This window comes from Ferriphaselus amnicola, assembly GCF_000974685.2.
Lineage (GTDB): Bacteria > Pseudomonadota > Gammaproteobacteria > Burkholderiales > Gallionellaceae > Ferriphaselus > Ferriphaselus amnicola.
Window position 1 is genome coordinate 2,174,296 of record NZ_AP018738.1, and the last position, 20,484, is coordinate 2,194,779.

22 protein-coding genes and 2 tRNA genes are annotated in these 20,484 nt (G+C 52.8%); 9 read left to right on the forward strand and 15 right to left on the reverse strand.

Features of this window, described 5'->3' with window-relative positions:
- Window positions 1-46 precede the first annotated feature (46 nt).
- The 5 genes from OYT1_RS10835 to argB all read right to left on the reverse strand — a co-directional run bounded on the left by OYT1_RS10835 (window position 47) and on the right by argB (window position 4,350).
- Complete coding sequence (locus tag OYT1_RS10835) at window positions 47-994, reverse strand: cobalamin-binding protein (RefSeq protein ID WP_172588547.1); 948 nt, start codon at window positions 992-994, stop codon at window positions 47-49.
- 2 nt (window positions 995-996) lie between these two features.
- Window positions 997-2,115 carry a 3-deoxy-7-phosphoheptulonate synthase gene (locus tag OYT1_RS10840; RefSeq protein WP_062626370.1) on the reverse strand — a complete coding sequence of 373 codons (1,119 nt, stop codon included), beginning with the start codon at window positions 2,113-2,115 and terminating at the stop codon, window positions 997-999.
- Window positions 2,116-2,130: 15 nt separating this feature from the next.
- A complete protein-coding gene (gene slmA, locus OYT1_RS10845) occupies window positions 2,131-2,706 on the reverse strand; it encodes a nucleoid occlusion factor SlmA (RefSeq protein ID WP_062626371.1) in 576 nt (191 codons plus the stop codon).
- Window positions 2,707-2,809: 103 nt separating this feature from the next.
- Window positions 2,810-3,454, reverse strand: a complete 645-nt coding sequence (locus OYT1_RS10850) for a pyrimidine 5'-nucleotidase (RefSeq protein WP_062626372.1) — start codon at window positions 3,452-3,454, stop codon at window positions 2,810-2,812.
- Window positions 3,455-3,465: 11 nt separating this feature from the next.
- On the reverse strand, window positions 3,466-4,350 hold the full coding sequence (argB, locus tag OYT1_RS10855; RefSeq protein ID WP_062626373.1) for an acetylglutamate kinase: 885 nt from the start codon (window positions 4,348-4,350) through the stop codon (window positions 3,466-3,468).
- A gap of 328 nt (window positions 4,351-4,678) precedes the next feature.
- On the opposite strand from argB, the gene pbpG reads away from it, so the two are divergent.
- Window positions 4,679-5,668 (forward strand): D-alanyl-D-alanine endopeptidase, encoded by a 990-nt coding sequence (gene pbpG / locus OYT1_RS10860; RefSeq protein WP_088178202.1) that lies wholly within the window; start codon window positions 4,679-4,681, stop codon window positions 5,666-5,668.
- A 75-nt stretch (window positions 5,669-5,743) separates the two neighbouring features.
- Complete coding sequence (locus OYT1_RS10865; protein WP_062626374.1) at window positions 5,744-7,042, forward strand: MFS transporter; 1,299 nt, start codon at window positions 5,744-5,746, stop codon at window positions 7,040-7,042.
- On the opposite strand, the gene OYT1_RS10870 is transcribed toward OYT1_RS10865, so the two are convergent.
- Complete coding sequence (locus tag OYT1_RS10870) at window positions 7,023-7,541, reverse strand: hypothetical protein (protein WP_062626375.1); 519 nt, start codon at window positions 7,539-7,541, stop codon at window positions 7,023-7,025. The two genes, OYT1_RS10865 and OYT1_RS10870, sit on opposite strands and share 20 nt — an antisense overlap.
- Before the next feature lie 39 nt (window positions 7,542-7,580).
- On the reverse strand, window positions 7,581-10,397 hold the full coding sequence (locus tag OYT1_RS10875; protein ID WP_062626376.1) for a bifunctional diguanylate cyclase/phosphodiesterase: 2,817 nt from the start codon (window positions 10,395-10,397) through the stop codon (window positions 7,581-7,583).
- A gap of 214 nt (window positions 10,398-10,611) precedes the next feature.
- Here OYT1_RS10875 and OYT1_RS10880 point away from each other — a divergent pair, with 214 nt between their 5' ends.
- Together OYT1_RS10880 and OYT1_RS14100 are read left to right on the forward strand one after the other, a co-directional pair.
- Window positions 10,612-10,809, forward strand: coding sequence for a YjfB family protein (locus OYT1_RS10880; RefSeq protein ID WP_062626377.1), 198 nt, complete (start codon window positions 10,612-10,614; stop codon window positions 10,807-10,809).
- 19 nt (window positions 10,810-10,828) lie between these two features.
- Window positions 10,829-10,945: a DUF1289 domain-containing protein gene (locus tag OYT1_RS14100; RefSeq protein ID WP_084611957.1), complete on the forward strand. Its 117-nt coding sequence runs from the start codon at window positions 10,829-10,831 to the stop codon at window positions 10,943-10,945.
- Between the two features lie 50 nt (window positions 10,946-10,995).
- Here OYT1_RS14100 and OYT1_RS10890 read toward each other — a convergent pair whose 3' ends face one another.
- The 4 genes from OYT1_RS10890 to OYT1_RS10905 form a co-directional block, all read right to left on the reverse strand.
- Window positions 10,996-11,313 (reverse strand): DUF3301 domain-containing protein, encoded by a 318-nt coding sequence (locus OYT1_RS10890; protein WP_062626378.1) that lies wholly within the window; start codon window positions 11,311-11,313, stop codon window positions 10,996-10,998.
- Between the two features lie 6 nt (window positions 11,314-11,319).
- Window positions 11,320-11,514: a DUF1653 domain-containing protein gene (locus OYT1_RS10895; protein WP_062626379.1), complete on the reverse strand. Its 195-nt coding sequence runs from the start codon at window positions 11,512-11,514 to the stop codon at window positions 11,320-11,322.
- 7 nt (window positions 11,515-11,521) lie between these two features.
- A complete protein-coding gene (gene djlA / locus OYT1_RS10900) occupies window positions 11,522-12,295 on the reverse strand; it encodes a co-chaperone DjlA (protein ID WP_062626380.1) in 774 nt (257 codons plus the stop codon).
- A 408-nt stretch (window positions 12,296-12,703) separates the two neighbouring features.
- Window positions 12,704-13,153, reverse strand: a complete 450-nt coding sequence (locus OYT1_RS10905) for a hypothetical protein (RefSeq protein ID WP_062626381.1) — start codon at window positions 13,151-13,153, stop codon at window positions 12,704-12,706.
- Between the two features lie 127 nt (window positions 13,154-13,280).
- On the opposite strand from OYT1_RS10905, the gene OYT1_RS10910 reads away from it, so the two are divergent.
- The 4 genes from OYT1_RS10910 (at window position 13,281) to istB (ending at window position 16,421) form a co-directional block, all read left to right on the forward strand.
- On the forward strand, window positions 13,281-13,463 hold the full coding sequence (locus OYT1_RS10910; RefSeq protein WP_197714082.1) for a helix-turn-helix transcriptional regulator: 183 nt from the start codon (window positions 13,281-13,283) through the stop codon (window positions 13,461-13,463).
- Window positions 13,464-13,834: 371 nt separating this feature from the next.
- On the forward strand, window positions 13,835-14,047 hold the full coding sequence (locus OYT1_RS13590; protein ID WP_145983705.1) for a hypothetical protein: 213 nt from the start codon (window positions 13,835-13,837) through the stop codon (window positions 14,045-14,047).
- Between the two features lie 84 nt (window positions 14,048-14,131).
- Window positions 14,132-15,655: an IS21 family transposase gene (gene istA / locus OYT1_RS10920; protein ID WP_062627779.1), complete on the forward strand. Its 1,524-nt coding sequence runs from the start codon at window positions 14,132-14,134 to the stop codon at window positions 15,653-15,655.
- A complete protein-coding gene (gene istB / locus OYT1_RS10925) occupies window positions 15,645-16,421 on the forward strand; it encodes an IS21-like element helper ATPase IstB (RefSeq protein WP_062627778.1) in 777 nt (258 codons plus the stop codon). The genes istA and istB overlap by 11 nt, the downstream gene beginning before the upstream one ends.
- A 176-nt stretch (window positions 16,422-16,597) precedes the next feature.
- Here istB and OYT1_RS10930 read toward each other — a convergent pair.
- From OYT1_RS10930 to OYT1_RS13595, 4 genes are all read right to left on the reverse strand, one after another.
- Window positions 16,598-16,673, reverse strand: a tRNA-Glu gene (locus OYT1_RS10930).
- A 21-nt stretch (window positions 16,674-16,694) separates the two neighbouring features.
- A tRNA-Ala gene (locus OYT1_RS10935) sits at window positions 16,695-16,770 on the reverse strand.
- 67 nt (window positions 16,771-16,837) lie between these two features.
- Complete coding sequence (gene gltX / locus OYT1_RS10940; protein WP_062627776.1) at window positions 16,838-18,229, reverse strand: glutamate--tRNA ligase; 1,392 nt, start codon at window positions 18,227-18,229, stop codon at window positions 16,838-16,840.
- A gap of 268 nt (window positions 18,230-18,497) precedes the next feature.
- Window positions 18,498-18,719, reverse strand: coding sequence for a hypothetical protein (locus tag OYT1_RS13595; protein WP_145983706.1), 222 nt, complete (start codon window positions 18,717-18,719; stop codon window positions 18,498-18,500).
- A 198-nt stretch (window positions 18,720-18,917) separates the two neighbouring features.
- Here OYT1_RS13595 and OYT1_RS10945 point away from each other — a divergent pair, with 198 nt between their 5' ends.
- Complete coding sequence (locus OYT1_RS10945; RefSeq protein ID WP_119283538.1) at window positions 18,918-20,474, forward strand: CHASE3 domain-containing protein; 1,557 nt, start codon at window positions 18,918-18,920, stop codon at window positions 20,472-20,474.
- Window positions 20,475-20,484: the final 10 nt, after the last annotated feature.

The window sequence follows — 20,484 nt, forward strand, 5'->3', positions numbered from 1 at the left end:
GTTCGGCATAACTCCACTCTCCATGAACGCACAGCCTGATCAGCGCTTACTGACGAGAAAAAGTGCGACGAGCTGCATCTATCTGCGAGCAAACTGCTGTCGCGCCTTGCAGAATGCGTGGGCTGGCGCGGCTCATCAGATCAGGCTCAAAGAAACCGTAGTGTTGCTGCTTAACGGCTGGCAGCGGCAATAGACGCCAAGTACGCAGTACGTCTTCCATCTGGCGAGGACTCACCGCTAGGGCGAGCAAGACCTCCGGCCTCGCCGTAAGCAAGGCTTCGGTGGAAATTGTCGGAGTCAGCAGTGGCGCAGCGGTGAACACGTTCTCTGCACCGCACAGCCGCAGCACATCGCTGATGATGTGATCTCCATTCACGGTGAGTAATGGCGTATCGGCGATCTGAAAATAGGCGCGCATCGGAGCTCGCGCGGCATACTGAAGACGTAGTCCATCGCGCTGCCGCTCAAATTCCCGCGCCGACGCTTCTGCCACCTCTCCCGTTCCACCGACCTGCCCCAGCAAGCGTAATGCCTTGGGAATATCTTCCAGATGGCGAGGTTCCAGCACCAGCAATCTCAGCCCGAGCTTGCTGAACATGGCGCGATCACGCGCCGACAGCCCACTCTGCCAGCCCAGTACTAGATCAGGCTGGAGTGCCAGCAATCGTTCCCAATCCAGCCGAAAAGCATCACCCATCAGAGGCAGCTTCTTTGCCTCGGGCGGGTAATCGCTGTAAGCGGTAACGGCCACCAGTTTGTCGGCCAAGCCAGCGGCATAGGCCAATTCAGTGAGATTGGGAGCCAACGAGATGATGCGTCGCGGAGGTGTGGTGAAAATCAGCGTAGTGCCGCTGTCATCAGTAAAGGAGAGCGGAACCGCCTGGAGCGAGGCAGCAAAGAAAGCAAAAAGCAGTAACCAAAAGCTCCCCCCTCCTCGTCCGCCTCGCACAAGGCCAGACGAGAACAGCGCATGGCGCCGGAGAGGGGATCTCACACTCACTGCTGCTTGTATCGTTCCGCCAGCGCGACCCGCTTCAGATAAGCTTCACGGGCGATCTGCACGTCTTCGAGGAAGTGCGGCAGTTCGGGGATGAGCAGCGCTTGCGGGCCGTCGACCAGCGCCTTGGTCGGCACCGGATGAAAGTCCACCAGCACCATGTTGGCGCCTGCTGCCACACCTTGTGCAGTGGCATGCATCACGTCGAGGATGCCGTCCGGCCCGGCGGCGCGCGTGCCGACCGAGTGCGACGGATCGATGCACACTGGCATCCGGGTCAGGCGTTTGACCACCGGCACATGAGCGAAGTCCACCAGATTGCGATGGGGATCACCCATGTTGGTCTTCATGCCGCGCAAGCCGAAGACGACATTGCGATTGCCCTCGGATGCCAGATATTCAGCCGCATTGAGCGACTCATCCAAGGTGATACCGAAGCCGCGCTTGAGCAGCACCGGCATCTCGGTCTGGCGACCGACGATCTTCAGCAGCTCGAAGTTCTGCGTGTTGCGGGTACCGATCTGCAGCATCACGCCGGTCGGGTTGCCGGTCTGGTGCAAAGCTTCGCTGATCTCGTTCAAATGTGATTCGTGGGTGATCTCCATCGCAATCACCTTGATGCCGTATTTGCCCGCCAGCTCGAACACCCAAGGCAAACACGCCTTGCCATGGCCTTGGAAGGCATACGGGCTGGTGCGTGGTTTGTAAGCGCCCATGCGGGTGCAGACTTGGCCGTTGTCACGCACGGCTTTGAGCATCATCTCGACGTGCTCGCGGTTGTCCACCGCACACAGACCGGCGAACACATTGAAGGTGTCCTGCCCGAAGCGCACGCCGTTGTACTCGAAGTGGGAGGGACGGTCGTCATCCTTGTGGCGACCGAGGATGCGATATTCCTGCGACACACGTACCACGCGCTCGACGCAAGGCAGGTTCTGCATGTCCTCGATCTCCAGCGCCTTGGTATTGCCGATCAGGTACAGCTCAGTCAATGTCTGCTCATCGCCGCGCTCAGTATGGACGCGCGTCTTGATGCCGGGCATGGCATCAAGGTGACTCATCAACTGCCGGAATTCAGCGCTGTCCGGTTGGGTATTGGAAGTGAGGATCAGGATCATGTCAGTCTCGTTTCATTATTTTTTCAGTAAAGCCCACTGCTGCGGCCATTGCGCCAATGGGTCGCGGGTGTAGCCACTCTTGCCGAACTGTTGCCAGCGGCCAACCACGAAACACACCATCAAGTTGGAATATGCACCGACATCGGTATCCGCTGGCAGCTCGCCTTGGGTGATAGCAATACGCAAAGCCTGCTTGAGCGTAGCCTCGATGCGATCAAGGAATTGGTTGATGCGCTGTTGCAGACGCTCGTTCTCGTTCACCAGCGCATCACCGATCAACACGCGAGTCATACCGCGATTCTTCTGGGCGAAGCGCAACAGCAGCGCCACGACCGATTCAGCTTGCTTCATGCCATTGCTTTCGTCGGCAATGATCTTATTGACCAGCCCGAACACCGTCTGCTCGATGAACTCGATCAGCCCTTCGTACATCTGCGCCTTGCTGGCGAAATGACGGTACAGCGCCGCTTCAGATATCTCCAACTTCTGCGCCAGCAGCGCGGTCGTGATCTTCTCGCCCTTGGGCTGCTCCAGCATGGTCGCAATGGTTTGCAGGATCTGTAGTTTGCGTTCGCCCGGTTTTGTCGCCATGTTTTCTCCTTACTTGTTGCGTCGTCGCACCGGCGCAGGCCGGTGCCCAGTTACATATCGCTGGATTCCGGCCTGCGCCGGAATGACGGACTCAGTGTTTCGACTACCGTAAACGTGCCAGATTTTTGGGCAACACCAGCACATCCTTAATCTTCACATCCACTGCCGCAGGCATCCGTTGTCCAGCGTTCACCCACACTGTCTTCATACCCAGTCGCTTGGCCGTTTGCAGATTCTCCAGACTATCTTCCACCATCACACAGCGGACCGGATTGAGCCGGTGCTTGCGCAACACAGCGCGGAAACCGGCCAGCTCTGGCTTAGGACGAAAGTCGCTCTGCTCGATACCCAGCACATCATCGAACAAGTCCGCCACCCGCATCAACTCCAGCACCGCCCGCGCATAACGCTGCGGGCCGTTGGAGAACACGATCTTGCGTCCCGGTAAGCGCTTCAGCACATGGCGCAGACGCGCCTCGCGCAGCACCATGTTCGGCAGATTGGGAAACTGGTGCGTATGCCACAAAAAGTGATGAGGATCGGTGCCGTGATGCCGCATCAGTCCAGTCAACGTCGCACCGTAGCGCCGCCAGTAATCCATCCGCAAAGCATCCGCCCCCGCCTCGTCCAGCCCCAAATGCCGCTGAAGGTAAGCCGTCATGCTGCGATTGATGTGCGGAAAGATGTGCGGCGTCGCGTTATGCAGAGTGTTGTCGAGATCGAATATCCACACCCGTTCGCCGCACATTGGAACCTCGACTACTTGCTCTTGATCAGTGTACCCACGCCTTCGTCGGTCAGAATCTCCAGCAGCAGCGCATGCTCCACGCGACCATCGATGATATGTACCGACTTCACGCCGCTGCGCGCCGCATCCAGTGCCGAGCTGATCTTGGGCAACATGCCGCCAGATAGCGTGCCGTCCGCTACCAGATCGTCGATGTTCTTGGGTGTCAGGCCGGAAAGCAGATTGCCGTCCTTATCCAGCACGCCCGGCGTGTTGGTCAGCAGCACCAGCTTTTCGGCCTTCAGCACTTCAGCCAACTTGCCCGCCACCAGATCGGCATTAATGTTCAGTGTCTCGCCATCCGGTGCCACACCGATGGGCGCAACCACGGGGATGAAATCGCCGGAATCGAGGAAGCTGATGATGGTCGGATCGATCTTGGTGATCTCACCCACTTGGCCGATGTCCAGCATCTTGCCCGGCTCATCCTTGCTTTCCAGTAGCATCTTCTCGGCGCGAATGAAGGCGCCATCTTGCCCAGTCAGGCCCACGGCCTTGCCGCCGTGCTTGTTGATCAGATTGACGATGTCCTTGTTGACCTTGCCCAGCACCATCTCGACCACGTCCATGGTCTCTTCATCGGTGACGCGCATGCCCTGAATGAATTCGCCCTGCTTACCCACCTTCTTCAGTAACTCATTGATCTGGGGACCGCCGCCGTGAACCACGACTGGATTCATCCCCACCAGCTTGAGCAGTACCACATCGCGGGCAAAACTATCCTGCAACTGGGGATCAGTCATCGCGTTGCCGCCGTACTTGACCACGATGGTCTTGTCGAAGAAACGCTGGATATAGGGCATCGCTTCAGAAAGCGTACGAGCTTTCTTGTCGGCGGCGGAAGGCGTGAGAGACATGGTGGTTCCTCTGACGAAATCGGGGTTCAAAACGGATAGACCGAGCAATAAATTAGGCGCGCATTCTACACTACAAACGCACATGAGCGACCTGAAGCCACCGAACTCAAGCGAAGTTTGCACTCACCAAGTACCAGTCCCGATTCAAGTGCGCGCCGTCGAAAATCGAGCATCCGTCACTGCGAGAACACTCTCCCAAGCAGGAACGATATGAATATCAACAGCCGACCCACCATGAAAGCACTCTCTTAAATAGTTGCTGATTCCCCTTGATTTACCTGAATTATTTGGTATCCTTGAAGCATCGTATTTTGCTGTGGAGAAAATCATGGGTAGCAAACTGATTATTGCGCTAATGGCTGGATGCGCCTTGCTGATCCAAAGTGTTCCCGCAGATGCCAAACCGCAGCACAAGCATCACCTCAAGGCAGCCAAGACGGTGCAAAAGGTGAAGGCACATAAGGTTAAACCTCATAAGGCAAGCCGTAAGCACTACTCCAAACAAGAAGATGACGCGCTGACCAACTTGGTCATGGAAAAGGCGGGCACCTCGCCACGCCTGTATTCGAATATCGCGTTGATTTATGATGCACAAGAGCATCGTTCGCTATATTCCAAGAATGCCGATACCGTTGCACCGATCGCCTCCATCACCAAGCTGATGACCGCAATGGTGGTGCTGGATGCCAATCTGCCGATGAACGAACCCATCACCATCAGCGAAGCTGATGTGGATACCCTCAAAGGCACTCACTCGCGGATGCGTCCAGGCATGACCCTGACCCGTGCCGAGATGTTGAAATTAGCCTTGATGTCGTCGGAGAATCGCGCCGCCTGCGCCTTGGCTCGCACCTACCCAGGCGGCACAGCGGCTGCCGTGGCCAAGATGAACGAAAAGGCTCGCCAACTCGGCATGAACAACTCCCGCTTCTTAGAGCCATCCGGGTTGAATAGTAATAACGTCTCCACCGCACAAGATCTTGTGAAGATGGTGGATGCCGCCGACAACTACGCGCTGATCCATGAGTTCACGACTACCGCATCGCACCAAGTGACCCCCGCGGGTTTCCGCACGATGCAGTACAACAACACCAATCCGCTGGTAAAGAACGCGTCGTGGGACATCGGTGTGAGCAAGACCGGCTTCATCAATGAAGCTGGCCGCTGTCTGGTGATGGAAGCCAATATCCAAGGGCGTCCGGTCATCATGGTGCTGCTGGATTCGCAAGGCAAACAGACCCGCGTGGGCGATGCTGCCCGAGTCAAGAAGTGGATGGAAAGTTCAGAGACCCGCAGTCGCGCCACACGCAACATCTAAGCAGCACGAAGTTATGATTCAATACAGGGGGCGCAAGCCCCCTGTCCTATTTATACCCGCCGACCGAGAAAGTTGATGCCACACCAGAAGATTCGTCGTTTGCGCTGGATCGCTTTCACTCTGCTGGCCTTGTGTTACATGCTGGCATTCTTTCATCGCATGGCTCCCGCCGCCATCGCAGGCGAGTTGCAGCATGATTTTCACGCCAGCGGAGCGGCATTGGGTGGGCTGGCAGCGATGTATTTCTACATCTATATGCTGATGCAGATCCCAGTCGGAGTGATGGCGGACACCTTAGGCGTGCGCCGCATCGTCAGCCTAGGCGCAGTCGTGGCAGGTGTAGGCTCGTTACTGTTTGCCAGCGCAGATTCACTACTATGGGCTTCCATCGGACGACTACTGGTGGGACTCGGCGTATCGGTATTTTTCATCTCGCTGATGAAGGTCAACGCAGTGTGGTTCCATGATCGCCACTTCGGCAGCGCAGGCGGCTTCTCGATTTTACTAGGCAATGTAGGCGCGATACTGGCCACCTCCCCTTTGGTCTGGCTGGTGTCGCAGACCTCATGGCGTAACGTATTCGGCGCAGTGGGCGTGATTTCCTTGCTGTTAGCGGTACTGGTGTGGAAATGGGTCCGCGATCATCCGCATCAAGCGGGACTGCCGAGTATGCGCGAACTAGAGGGCAAACCACCGCACCCCAAGCATGATGGTCACTGGCGCGCAGGCCTCATACAGGTAGCGAAGAATCGTCAGACTTGGCCGGGATTCTTTCCCAATTTCGGTATCGCCGGAACGCTGTTCGCATTCGCCGGCCTCTGGGCCGTGCCCTATTTGCGCGACGCACACAACATGAGCCGAGAGCTGGCGAGTCAGCACAACAGCGTATTGCTGATAGGCTTCGCCATCGGGGCGCTATGCAGCGGTCTGATCTCCGACCGCATCAAGCGCCGCAAACCCGTGATCGCTGGCGGCTCGTTGTTGTATGTGTTGTGCTGGCTACCGATGTTGTTGATGTGGAACCTACCGGTAGCGGGCAGCTTGGCACTATTTTTTCTGATGGGCTTCACCGCCTCAGGATTCACCCTCTCTTGGGCCAGCGCTAAGGAGGTCAACCCTCCCGCCCTATCCGGCATGGCGACCAGTGTGGTCAACACCGGCTCGTTCATAGGTGCCGGCATCTTGCAGCCCTTGGTCGGCTGGGTGATGGATCAACAGTGGGACGGTCAAACATTGGTCGGGGCACGCATCTATTCGCCCGCAAACTATCAGTACGGCCTAGGCGTGATGTTCGCCTTTGCTCTGCTGGGATTACTCGGCGCCTGCTTCATCCGCGAGACACGCTGCCGCAACATCACTGAAGCCGCAGGCTAAAAAGGCGCTCAATGGTGACACCACGCGACTTAGCCACGAAAAGCACCCCCTTAGCCAGCAGATCACTCACTTCCGGATTGATAGAAGTCGCCGGGATGTTTACCAGCACCAGCGCAGCATAATCCTGAAGTATCTTGTAAGGCGTATCTCGATCCGTATCGGGTGCAAGTGGTCGAGGACTGATCGCCTGAAAATACAATATACCGTTGCGCCGAGTCAGCCCCAGCAGGTAGCGCTTATGACCATGTGTGACCACGTCCGCATCACAGATTTCAAAACACAGCGTTTCGCTATCCCCCTCCGAGAATCCCTGCTCCAGTAACTGATGCGCGATAGCTTCGATCAACGGCTGCGCCAATTTGAGTTGCGGAGCCAAAGTGGCGTGAAACTGCCCCACACGCTCGATGACCAAAGGGCTGTCGGGGGGTGGAGTTCTGCTAGGCTTGATCAGAATCACGACGACGGTAACGATGATGGCAAGAAGAGCCAGCTCGATCATAATTCGCTTGAATCAAAGAATGCCAAGTAGGGACCCATATTAAATCGCAGACTCTCGCTGAAGATAGGTAACAGCGATACTTTCTGGAACGGGGCGGCAGAATAAATAGCCCTGGTATTCCTCGCAGTGTAAGTCACGTATGAAATCCAGCTGAGCCTGGGTTTCCACCCCCTCTGCGATCACCTTCATTTCCATTGCATGCGCCAATACAGCCGTCGCATTGACAATGGCCTCGTCGTTCTCATCCGTGTCTATGTCCCGCACAAACGACTGGTCGATCTTCAGTGACTTCATCGGAAGCAGCTTCAAGCGACTGAGTGAAGAGTAGCCCGTACCGAAGTCATCCAGCGACAGATCAAAACCAGCCTCATTCAACTGATCCATGACGCGGATACTGTCACCGCCGATATCCATCAACATACTTTCGGTCAGTTCCAACTCGATGAAATGGGTGGGGATGCCGACATTACGAACGATGGACTGTATCTTTTCTGCGAAATTCTTTTGCCCGAATTGGCGCACGGACAGATTAACGGCCACAGGCACAATGCGATAGCCCTGAGACAGCCAGATACGTTGCTGCATGGCCACTTGGTGCAATACCCAGTCGCCAATTTCGTTGATCAAGCCACTCTCCTCGGCCACAGGAATGAAGTCTGCCGGAGAAACAAATCCTATTTGCGGGTGCGACCAGCGAAGCAAGGCTTCCATACCTACCACTTCACCACTGCTCACACTTACTTTGGGCTGGTAATACATCGTGAGTTGCCCCTTAGCTAGGGCACTACGCAAGTCGTTTTCTAGCTGGAGTCGCTGCACGGCTTTGGCATTCATGGCAGCTTCGTAATACTCCAAACGATTACGGCCAGCATCTTTGGCGCGATACATCGCCAAGTCAGCATTACGAAGCAAGAGCGTGGCGGTTTCGCCATCTTCGGGATAAATACTCACTCCGATACTCGGCGTTACCGACAACTGGTACTCACCCACGTCAAACTGCTGCATCAGCGACGCAATCATTTTTTCAGCGATGAAAGTGGCCTCGTCCTCCGAGTTCAAGTCGCCGATGACCGCCACAAACTCATCGCCACCTAAACGCGCGATGGTATCGGAGCGGCGCAAACACTGCTTTAAGCGATCAGCCACCATTTTCAGCAATGCGTCACCGATATCGTGCCCGAGTGAATCATTGATATTTTTGAAGTGATCCAAATCAATGAACATGACTGCGAGCCGCGCTTGATGTCCCTGAGCGTAACTCAGCCCCTGCTCCAAGCGATCATTCAATAAGTAACGATTTGGTAAGCCGGTCAATACATCGTAATTGGCTAGGTATTGGATGCGCTCTTCTTCTTTTTTTCGCTCGGACAAATCAAGATAGACGGCAATGTAATGAGTAACTTCGCCCCGCTCATCACGCAACACACTCACGGTGATCCACTCAGGGAAGACCTCTCCATTTTTGCGCTTGTTCCAAATTTCCCCTCGCCATTGGTTATGGCTATGCAGCACCGTGAAAAAGCCTTGATAGAACTCTTTAGTGTGGCGACCAGACGCTAGGATGCGGGGATTTTTGCCGAGAACCTCGCGGTCAGAATAGCCCGTTATTTCGGTGAAGGCTCGATTGACCATCACAATAGCGTTCGAGGCATCCGTGATCACGATAGCTTCACTATTGTTAGCAAAGACCTCTGCGGATAAACGCAAACCTTCCTCGGCCTTTCTTCGTTCAGATATTTCACGAGTCAGGCTGCCGACCATATCGTGAATGGCCGTGGACAAATGAGCCACCTCGCCATTGCCTTGCTGCATGGGCACGTCATACGTCAGTTCGCCCGCAGCCACCTTGTCTGCCGCCTGACTGATACGAGTAATAGGACCGGCGATACGCCCAGCCATCATCCAGCCTAGCCACGCGAACATCAACCCCAGCATCACCCCCATCGCCAAGATGCGCTGACGCAACTGTCGTGCTGGCGTAAAAGCTTGGGTCACATCTTCACGCATTAGCGAAATCCATCCCATACCCGGATAGTCACGATAGCCGGACGACTTGGCATAGCCAATCAGGTAAGTTTTCCCATCCGCCCATGTTTCCAGCAAATAGCCACTACGTTGCCCTGACTGCCTAAGGGTGCGCAAAGTCAGAGGCGCCACTTTGGCTAAGTCGCTACGTGCCGGCTCTGGCCCAGATAAAACCAAGCCATCTTGAGAAAGAAGAAACGTATCCATACCGGGCGTCTTTTTACTGTCTAGCACCTCCTCCGCCCACTTCCAGAAGATGTGCCCACACAAGACACCTTGGAGCTTGCCCTGTTTATCAATCACAGGGGCGGCGACATCGACAAGATAGAACATCTCACCACTGGGATTGGGCAACAACTTTGAAAGCAAAAGCGCATCGTGCATATCTCCCAGATAGGCACGATCACGCCCTTTGCTACACCACGGACGTTTGGCCAAGTCTTTACCTTCAAGGTACTTTCCGGTACCGACCAAACCTTTGCCTTGGACATCACAAATCCCAATCCAAGCGTAGGCATTGAAGCTGCGCTGAAGCCGCTCAAGAATCTCGCGCTTGCGACCTACAGAAACGTCTGGATCACGAATATCCTCAAGCGTGGCTGCATTCTGAATCTCACGACTCCGCTCGAACATGCCGCGATCAAGCACATCAAGCATGCTGGCTGCTCGGCGAGCAAAAGACTCGCCCTCACTCTTCTCGATCTGGTTCTTACTGTTTTCCGCCGCGTAATAGCTCAGCGCCAGCGATAGTAATAGCGCAATTGCGCCGCTCGCAAAGCTGATTTGGGCGCGCAAACTATTTCTAGGATTCAATCGACTGAGCCACCGCATACCAAACTCCAAGTATTGAGTATTTTCATAGGCAATTAACGTAGCAATACGCCCTCTCCACGCAACCGATTAATGCACAGAAAAAATGGCGTTCGCAAATCTTATCTGAAATTACCGCCTCCCTGCCAATCACCACCTAGCAGTGATGAGGATGGTTGCCTTACTGCCTTGCTCCAGAGTAATCTACATGCCGATAGCTTACAAGGAGCGAATCATGAACATCACCTCTAGCACTAACGCAGCGCTAATCAGCAATGCCAGTGACACAGTTGGGATCAGCATACTCAAAAAAGCCATGAGTATCGAAGCACAGTCAGCGATGGCACTCATCCATGCGCTCCCTCAGCCTTTGCAACCTAGCACGGGCAATTTGCCTCCCAACTTGGGGCAGAACATCAACACCACAGCCTGATTAGAAGTGGCCAAACAGCTTGTATCTCTGCGTTCGCAACTGCTGCCTTGATGAACACATCATTTTCATAGGCTGCTTGCGCACGATCCTTGAGATTCAATCTTGGGACGAAGCTGATGTAAGGAGCGCAGAGTAAGCATTCAGAGCTGCCAGAAAAGGCAGCAAGAGAATGAAGGCCCCTTCGATTCAAGTCACGACCAAGTAGGGATCCATCGTGACGGACTCCACCGATTCACCCTGCATAACGACCCGCCCCTCGATTCTGGAGTTGCCGGTTTCACTGAACTCAAAGCGATAAGTACGGCGCAACACCCGCCGCCCGAACGCATCGCGAACAAGGCTTACCCCAATACTAGCAACGGTATCATCGAGAAACTGCACGTTCGCTCTGATGCACGCCTCTCGACCCGCGCTCCGCGCCAATTCCAGTACGCGGATGCTGCTGAGCCAGAACCACACGCCTCCGGCCAATAACAACAAGAAGATTAAACTCGTGCTATCCATGCTGATTTAGTCATTGATCCGCGCAAATCTCGGCACATCACGCCCTTCATGTTGCACCTGCTCAAAGAACACGTCGCTGGGACGCGCCCAAATCGTGCCGTTGGCAGCTCGGTAGATCATCATGATGATTTGAGGGTCGGATTCGAGCTTAGCCTCACAGACCATCTCATAAATACCGCCCTTATAGTGCTGATATTTCATGAGAGCGCTATATCCCTCGCGTTTTCTTGATCAAATCGTAAGCCAGTTGGATCTCCTTAGCCTGCTCGGTAGCCACCTTGATCATATCCTCAGGTACGCCTTGACCCATGAGCTTATCTGGATGGTATTGACTCATCAGCTTGCGATAGGCGCGCTTGATTTCCGCATCCGTACTTTCCTTGCTCACGCCCAACGCCTTGTAGGCATCCTCGATCGCCTGACCGGAAGTCGCTTGCCCCGCTCCGAAGTGAGACTGATTGATCACCATATCCAGCAAATGTCTGAATGCGGCCTGGTCATAGCCGAGGTACTCAGCGATCTTGATCAACAATGCTTCTTCTTGCGGATGAAAATGACCATCCGCATGAGCCATGACAATCAAATAGACCAGCAGAACTTGCTTCAAGTCTTTAGTCTGACCGCATATCGACATGAAGCGCTGATATGTCGGCTCTACATCGAATGCAGCATCCGCACCTTGTTTGAACAAAGCTATCGCTTGCTTACGATGCTCATCGGTCATGCCCAGCTTCCGCATGAGCACTTCGACATGATCGATTTCATCCTGAGAGATATGGCCATCAGCTTTGGCCAACTTGCCCATCGAAATGAACACAGTTTCTAGGAAAACCGCCTGACGTAGCGCATTCTGCAGCGGGTTCATACCACCCGAGCCATACGCACGCATCCGATCAAAGAATGCCCCACCGAAAAATCCAATGACGGCCCCAATAAAGCCCAACAGCAGGTAACCAACGACAACACCAATCAGTTTGAACAAGATAACTCCAAAATATTCCCCGGCATGGGGCTGGCAGGATTATAACTTGCGCATCTCAGGATCCGGTCACCTTGAGCTTAACCGCCTATGCCTAAACACATGGAACCCGCATATCGGCATCGGATACTCATGATCATTTGAGTTCAGATTGGCGTGATCGTCCGAAGCACTGGCAAACAGTAACCTATTGATAATGATAATTGATGCGACTGGATAGTAATAAAAAAGCCACTGGAATCAGTGGCTTTTTTATTACGCAATTGGCCCACGGGGATCTGAACCGAGTCGTCCAATAGCGCATTCCCAAGCCATTTTTACAAAAAACAAAGATAGCCGTTACCCACCGTGTTACCCACCAGTTCAACCCCCATGAGAGGTTGAATTTCTACGCTTCTTAGCGCAGCAGAATTATAACTTACTGAGCAAATGGGCCTCAAATTCCTCTTGGACTATCTCCCTGATCTGTTCAATAGGAATGATATCGAACATGGATCGAACACATCTCCGCAACTCATCCTGACCTTGCTTCTTAGTGTCCTGAAAAATATTCTTAAGTTCATTAAGGAGCGCCTGAGACTGTTCAGTAGCCAAATCCTCAATTGGCTTGATCCACCCGGCCAGAGTAGCTTTTTTCATAATAAACTCCACACGAGCATCGCCAACAGGTCTTCTTCCTGACCTATAGTCACGCCACAGCGCTCCCTTTGATTTTTCTGATCCGATACAAAAATACTCCTCCAGCCTAGAGCTCGATAGCCCCGAATTCTTGCTAATCATCGAAGTGATAAGTCGGATGCGCTCGCGTCCAACAAAGTTGGTTGGGCGACCACGCCTGAGTTTACGAATTTTGTCTTCCATATTCGAACTTCATCATTCATACCGACACCTGATATTCTGCATTATCCTTGAATTTAAAGATACATGTCCGACACCTGTAAACATTAGTATGTGCTTGTGGTTCACTTGTCATACGGGAAGGTAGATTATGGATATGCGATTACTACGCTTGTCGGAGGTTCTTGCTCTGGTGCGTCTTGGAAAGACGACGTTGTATCAATTGGTGAAGGATGGTGACTTCCCAGCACCGATCAAAATCAGTCGGCGTGCAACTGCTTGGCGCTCAGAAGATGTTTCCAACTGGGTCAAGACTAGGGAGGCCACACGATGAAAATGTCTCCCCTTGATCGGCAGGCTTTTGTGGAGAAGCAGATACTCCGGCTCTGTAATCGGTTCGGATTCACAACTGAATCAATCAGCACTACACTGCTGGGAACAACTAGGCGCGACTATTGCAATCGATTAGCCAAGCGAGGGTTACTACGGCTGGGTAAGGAGTATGACGATCGCCCTTCATATTACCTTTTGACCAAGGCTGGATACGAAATTGCCCAAGGTTGCGAGCAATTTCCTCTCGAGCACATTTCAGACTCCCACAAGGTTACACGCAACCTATTCTGGCATGAGCACATGCTCGCAGAGGTGACTGCCTACCATTTGCAGAAAAGTGCGGTTTCAGATTATTTGATTCCTCGCAGGCAGATGACTGAGGCCAAAAAATACTGTGAATGTAAGTTATTCGATGCAATCTACTTCAAGGATGCAGGAGATCGTGGGCGATTATCATCGATAGGCGTGGAGATCGAGAATCAGGATTGGAAGCGCGGTGATCGCCTTGAGAATTTCATTCAGCAGATATCTCGCAGCCTGCGCGGTGATCTGGTAGGGCAGGTGTTGAATTGCACCCAAAACTGACCCACCTAGCGCAGTAAATTGCATCCAAATTTGACCCACGTATAGATACTGTCCTGCTCAATATTTGAGCGGGAACAAACAGGAGTGATCAACGTGGCGATATTAAGCAGCATCAGGCGCTGGCATTTGCGCGACAACATGCCCATCAGAGAGATCGTTCGAAGGACCGGACTCTCCCGCAACACCATCAGGAAGTATTTGACCAACAAAGTCGTTGAGCCCAAGTACCCCAAGCGTAAGACCCCCAGCAAGCTCGACGACTATGCCGTCAAGCTAACTGCATGGCTAAAGACCGAAGCTGGCAAAGGACGCAAACAGAAGCGTAGTCTCAAGCAACTGCACAGCGACTTGGTGCAGCTAGGCTTCACAGGCTCCTACGACCGAGTGGTTGCCTTCGCTAAACGATGGCGACAGCAACAACAAGAACAGGCGCAGACGGCGGGACGCGGCACCTTCATTCCGCTCATCTTTGCACCTGGTGAAGCCTTCCAGTTCGATTGGAGCGAAGACTGGGCCGTCATCGCGGGAGAACGCACCAAACTTCAGATTGCTCACTTCAAACTCAGTCACAGTCGAGCCTTCTATCTGCGTGCCTATCCGTTGCAGACACACGAGATGCTGTTCGACGCACACAACCATGCCTTCGCTGTCTTCGACGGCGTGCCTGCGCGTGGCATCTACGACAACATGCGCACCGCAGTAGACAAGGTCCGACGCGGCAAACAACGCGACGTCAATATCCGCTTCTCTGCCATGGTGAGCCACTACCTGTTCGATGCTGAATTCTGCAATCCAGCTTCCGGTTGGGAGAAAGGACAGATTGAGAAAAACGTACAAGATGCAAGGCATCGCATCTGGAACAAACTCCCCGCGTTTGGGAGTCTGCATGAACTCAATGACTGGCTACATCAACGCTGCCTGTCGCTCTGGAAAGAACTCCCTCATCCCCTACAATCGGAACGTCGTATCGCAGATGTCTATGCGGACGAACATCCTTGCCTGATGGCGCTGTCCTGCCCATTTGATGGATTTGTTGAACACGTCAAACGCGTGTCGCCGACTTGCTTGGTCATGTTCGAGCGTAACCGCTACAGTGTTCCGGCCTCCTATGCCAACCGCCCCATCAGCCTGAGGGTGTATGCCGACAAGCTGTTGTTCGTAGCTGAATCTCAAATCATTGCCGAGCATGTGCGGATGATTTCGAATAAGCATGCTCATGGTCAGACGATCTACGACTGGCGTCATTACCTGAGCGTGCTTCAACGCAAGCCAGGTGCATTGCGCAACGGTGCACCGTTCGCTGAACTACCCGAAGGCTTCAAGCATTTGCAGAACATCTTGCTCAAGCGACTGGGTGGAGATCGGGAGATGGTAGAAATCTTAGCCCTCGTCTTACAGCACGATGAAGCTGCCGTGCTCACAGCAGTCGAGTTGGCCCTAGAGAGCGGTGTGCCATCCAAGCAGCATGTGCTCAATCTGCTGACGCGACTGATTGAGCCTGCACCACCAGCCCCTGTTGATACGCCGGCCCATCTGACGCTCGTGGTCGAGCCGCAGTCTAACGTTAGCCGCTATGACCAATTGAGGGAGGTGCGCCATGCAGCATGAAGCCATGATCACCACGCTCAAGAGCATCAAGTTATACGGCATGGCGCAGGCGGTGGATGAACTGGCTAGCCAAGGTTCACCTGCCTATCAGAGTGCACAAGTGATGTTGAGTACCTTGCTCAAGGCCGAGATGGCGGAACGCGAGGTACGCTCTATCGCCTACCAGATGAAGGCATCCCGTTTCCCAGTCTACCGTGACTTGGCGAGTTTCGACTTCAGCCAGAGCGTGGTGAACGAGGCACTCATCCGGCAGTTGCATCGATGCGAGTTCTTGGATCAGGCACACAATGTGGTGCTGGTCGGAGGCCCTGGCACGGGCAAGACGCATCTGGCGACGGCACTCGGTGTGCAGGCGGTGCAACATCAGCATCGTCGAGTCAGGTTCTTCTCGACCATTGAGTTGGTGAATGCGTTGGAGTTGGAGAAGGCTGCGGGCAAACAGGGGCAGATTGCTAACCGGATGATGTATGCCGATCTGGTGATTCTGGATGAGTTGGGCTATCTGCCGTTCAGCCAAGCGGGAGGTGCATTACTGTTCCACTTCATTGGCAAACTCTATGAGCGCACGAGTCTTGTGATCACGACCAACTTAAGCTTCGCTGAATGGGGCTGTGTGTTCGGGGATGCAAAGATGACAACGGCGTTGCTCGACAGGTTGACGCACCACTGCCACATCGTGGAGTCCGGCAACGACAGTTACCGCTTCAGAAACAGTTCAACTCAATCGGGAAAGGAGGGCAAAAACAGAAAACTATCCACAACTTGAAACGTTCAGAGATAATTCAAGGGTGGGTCAAAGTTCAATGCAATTGGTGGGTCAGTTTTACACGCAATTCAACAATCTAGAACCAGAGCGAACCGTAACCTATTGATATATAATGAAAAACATAACACGATGGCAATAAAAAAGCCACTTTAATCAGTGGCTTGTTTATACGCAATTGGCGTCCCCACGGGGATTCGAACCCCGGTTACCGCCGTGAAAGGGCGATGTCCTAGGCCTCTAGACGATGGGGACGTAGGACTTCCGTTTTCTTCTTGGTGGAGGTAAGCGGGATCGAACCGCTGACCTCTTGCATGCCATGCAAGCGCTCTCCCAGCTGAGCTATACCCCCGTACCTCGAAAGAGCGCGCATTATATTGACCGACCCTGCAGTTGTAAAGCCGGTTTGTGAATATTTTTTAAAGATGCTTTTTTATCCTTGCCAGCGCCAGCTCGCGCGGGAATAGCGCCACTACGGCATCCACTGACGGAGTATGAGTCTGTCCGACCAACATCACACGCAAAGGCATCGCCAACTTTGGCATCTTCAATCCGTGATTTCCGATGACCTGCTTGATCAACGCACCAATGGAGGCCGCACTCCACTCCACAGTCGCCAGCTCCTCCACCAGTTCAGCCAAGGCGGGTACAGCTTCCGGTATCAACTGTTCGCTCAGCAATGCCTGCGATGGCTGCAGATCGATGTAAAACACCTCTGCTTCGTCGGCCAATGTGTTCAAGTTAGCAACGCGCCCCTTATAAAGAGCCATGATGTCAGCGAGCGCGGGAGCATCGGTGACGACGATGCCACGCGCTTGCAGGCGTGTACGCACCAGCTCGGCCAAGCGAGCATCATCAGCTAGCTTGAGGTAATGCGCGTTCAGCCAATTAAGCTTTTCGGTGTTGAACTGCGCGGCTGAGGGGGTGATGTGATCAAGGTCGAACCACTCGCAGAATTGCTCAATATTGAAAATCTCATCGTCGCCGTGCGACCAACCGAGGCGCCCCAGATAGTTCAGCACCGCCTCGGGCAAATAGCCATCATCATCATATTGAGTGACAGAAACCGCTCCGTGACGCTTGGATAGCTTTTGACCGTCGTCGCCCAGAATCATCGAAAGATGCGCGTAGTGCGGCGGTGTCGCGCCCAGTGCGCGCAGCAGATTGATCTGGCGCGGCGTGTTATTGACGTGATCATCGCCACGAATAACGTGAGTGATGCCCATATCCCAGTCGTCCACCACTACGCAGAAGTTATACGTCGGCGTACCGTCAGAGCGGGCGATGATGAAATCATCCAGCTCAGCGTTGGCGAACTCGATGTAATCTTTGACCTGATCCTTCCAAGCAACCACGCCTTCGGTCGGATTTTTAAAGCGGATCACGGGCGCAACGCCTACCGGCAGCTGCGGCAGAACCTTCCCAGCATCAGGTCGCCAGCGCCCATCGTAACGGGGCTTTTCACCGCGCTCACGCTGCGCTTCCCGAATCGCATCCAGCTCCTCGGACGACATATAGCATCGGTAGGCCGTACCCTCATCCAGCATCTGCTGGATCACCTGCTTGTAACGTTCCATGCGCTGCATCTGGTAGAACGGACCTTCGTCGTAATCCAGATTCAGCCACTTCATGCCATCAAGAATGGCTTGCACCGCTTCCGGTGTAGAGCGCTCCACATCGGTATCCTCGATGCGCAAAATGAAGTGCCCACCATGACGTTTGGCATAGGCCCAAGAAAACAGCGCAGTGCGCGCGCCGCCAATATGAAGATAGCCGGTAGGACTGGGAGCAAAACGGGTACGAACGGTCATGGTACGAGGCGGTGAAATTTAAAGAGGTCGCATTTTACGCCAGCTGAGGCGCTGCGCGCGACAAACAAATTGACCGCCAGCTCGCGGTTGTGATTTAATCCGCGCCCTTGATTGGGCGGTTAGCTCAGCGGTAGAGCACTGCCTTCACACAGCCTTGATCCAGATAGTGAAAATCAAGCACTTACGCAAATAATCCTGTAAAAGCAACAACATATCCTCACGAAACTTCACGGCACTTCACGAATATTCACGATAATTAATAGAAAAATCAGACAAAATTTTCTATTTTTTTTCTATCGGGATATGAGCCAAAACGAGCTTCTCCCATTGCTGCGTGAAATAGTTTCCCCGCGGTGTCGCTCCCACGATTGAGCAAGTCGCAAAGCTTTTCAAGAAGTCGAAAGGGGAAATTTAGAACGAAATTTCTCAAGGCCATTTTTTCCTGTAAAGCTCTTTTGGCAATGTAAAGTTGCTGTTCTTGAACTCGCAAGGTATCTCGATAGGGGGATTGCCTATGTTCGAATATTTTCTCTTTTCCAGTCTAGGAGCGCCTACGCCGCCCCCTGCCTGTTTCACCGTAGCTACCGAAAGTCAAGAAACCACAGACCACAACCCCAGCTCGTCAGATTCTTGAGAAGGTTGATCTGCCTATGGAACTGTGTAGGAATTGCTGATAAATTGGCACTGAATGGCGTTCGCCAAAGTCCTCAATAAATTCTGGACAACTGCGCTTGCAACAGGCGCAAGAAGATCGTGGGATAAGAGTGCGGCAATATCAATTCATACTCGGACGTATATGGCACTAATTAGTAGACTCACTATTTGGTTTGGTTTAATGCTCGTTGCAGTCATTACTGTGCTTGTTCTTTTGATTTCAGTTCTGCAACAGACTACTGCTGCTGATGATCTGAGGAGCAGAACCGAATCCCTGATTCTGGCCGCATCGCAACTGCAAGCCAACTTAGTTGACGCAGAGACAGCTCAACGTGGATTCATATTGACAGGGGATGAATCCTTTCTTGAGCCATACTTAAAAGTGAAAGACTCCTTTGATGTAAGGATCAATGAACTCCGTCAAATCCCTAAACATAATCCAGCTCAACTCGAGAGGGTCAATAGACTGTCATTTCTTATAAATGAGAAGTTAAGAGTTAACACTGCTAATATCGATTTGCGACGAAGGCAACAGTTGGAAACTCCTTTCCTAGCCACGCGGTTGGGTGAGGGAAAGCGCATCATGGATGAAATTCGAATTGAAATATATGAATACATCCGCATCGAAGAGCAGCTTCTAGCCGAACGTAAGGGAGTAGTATCAAGAAACATCAAATGGCTAATGGTTTTGATATTCGGCTTAAGCATTCTGGCGCTTGCTTCTGCTGCCTTTGCTACATTAGTTATCCTAAGGGACTCAAGGCGTCGTATTTCAATTGAGTTGAATGCTCGCGCAGTTCTGCAAGAAAAGAATTCAGAACTAGAGCTTATGACAAATAAGCTAATTGAAGATGAAGCATTGATACGAGAGCAGCAACAGCAAGCACTCGAGTCTCGCGAAAGGATGATTCAAATAGAGAAGTTGACATCGATTGGTACGATGGTAGGGGGGGTGGCGCATGAAATTAACAATCCGTTAATGGGAGTTATGAACTACGTCGAGTATGCCAAGGACAAGGCAATAGATCCAAAATCGATTGAGGTGCTGAAAAGTGCCCTGCAAGAAATTGAGCGAATTAAAAAAATCGTACAAAACATGCTTGTGTTTATTCGCACGGATAATACAAAGCAAGTGACATGCAATGTTCAAGATGCAATCAAACAAGTGAGCTCTTTACTTCAAGGCGAACTCTCTAGAGGAAATGTGGAGTTGGAGGTAAAGATTGACGCGAATTTGCCGATGATTCGTTGCGCAGCTAGTTCTTTGCAGCAGGTTCTTGTGAATCTATTATTAAACGCTAGGGATGCGGTAGATAAGCAAAGTAAGCCGCAAATACGTATCGTCGCATCAACTTCAAATATGCATGTCGTTCTGAGAGTCTGCGATAACGGGGGGGGGGTTCCAGAAGAGTATAGGGCTCGAATTTTCGAGCCATTTTTCACTACTAAACCTGTTGGGAAGGGAACTGGGTTGGGTTTATCTGTCTCAAGAGAGTTAGTTGAGCAAGTTGGTGGGACTCTAGAATTAGATCAAGGCACCAGCGATGGCTGTTGCATGAAAATGACATTCAAGGCTGTATCAAATAGTTAGAGGGGGAGGC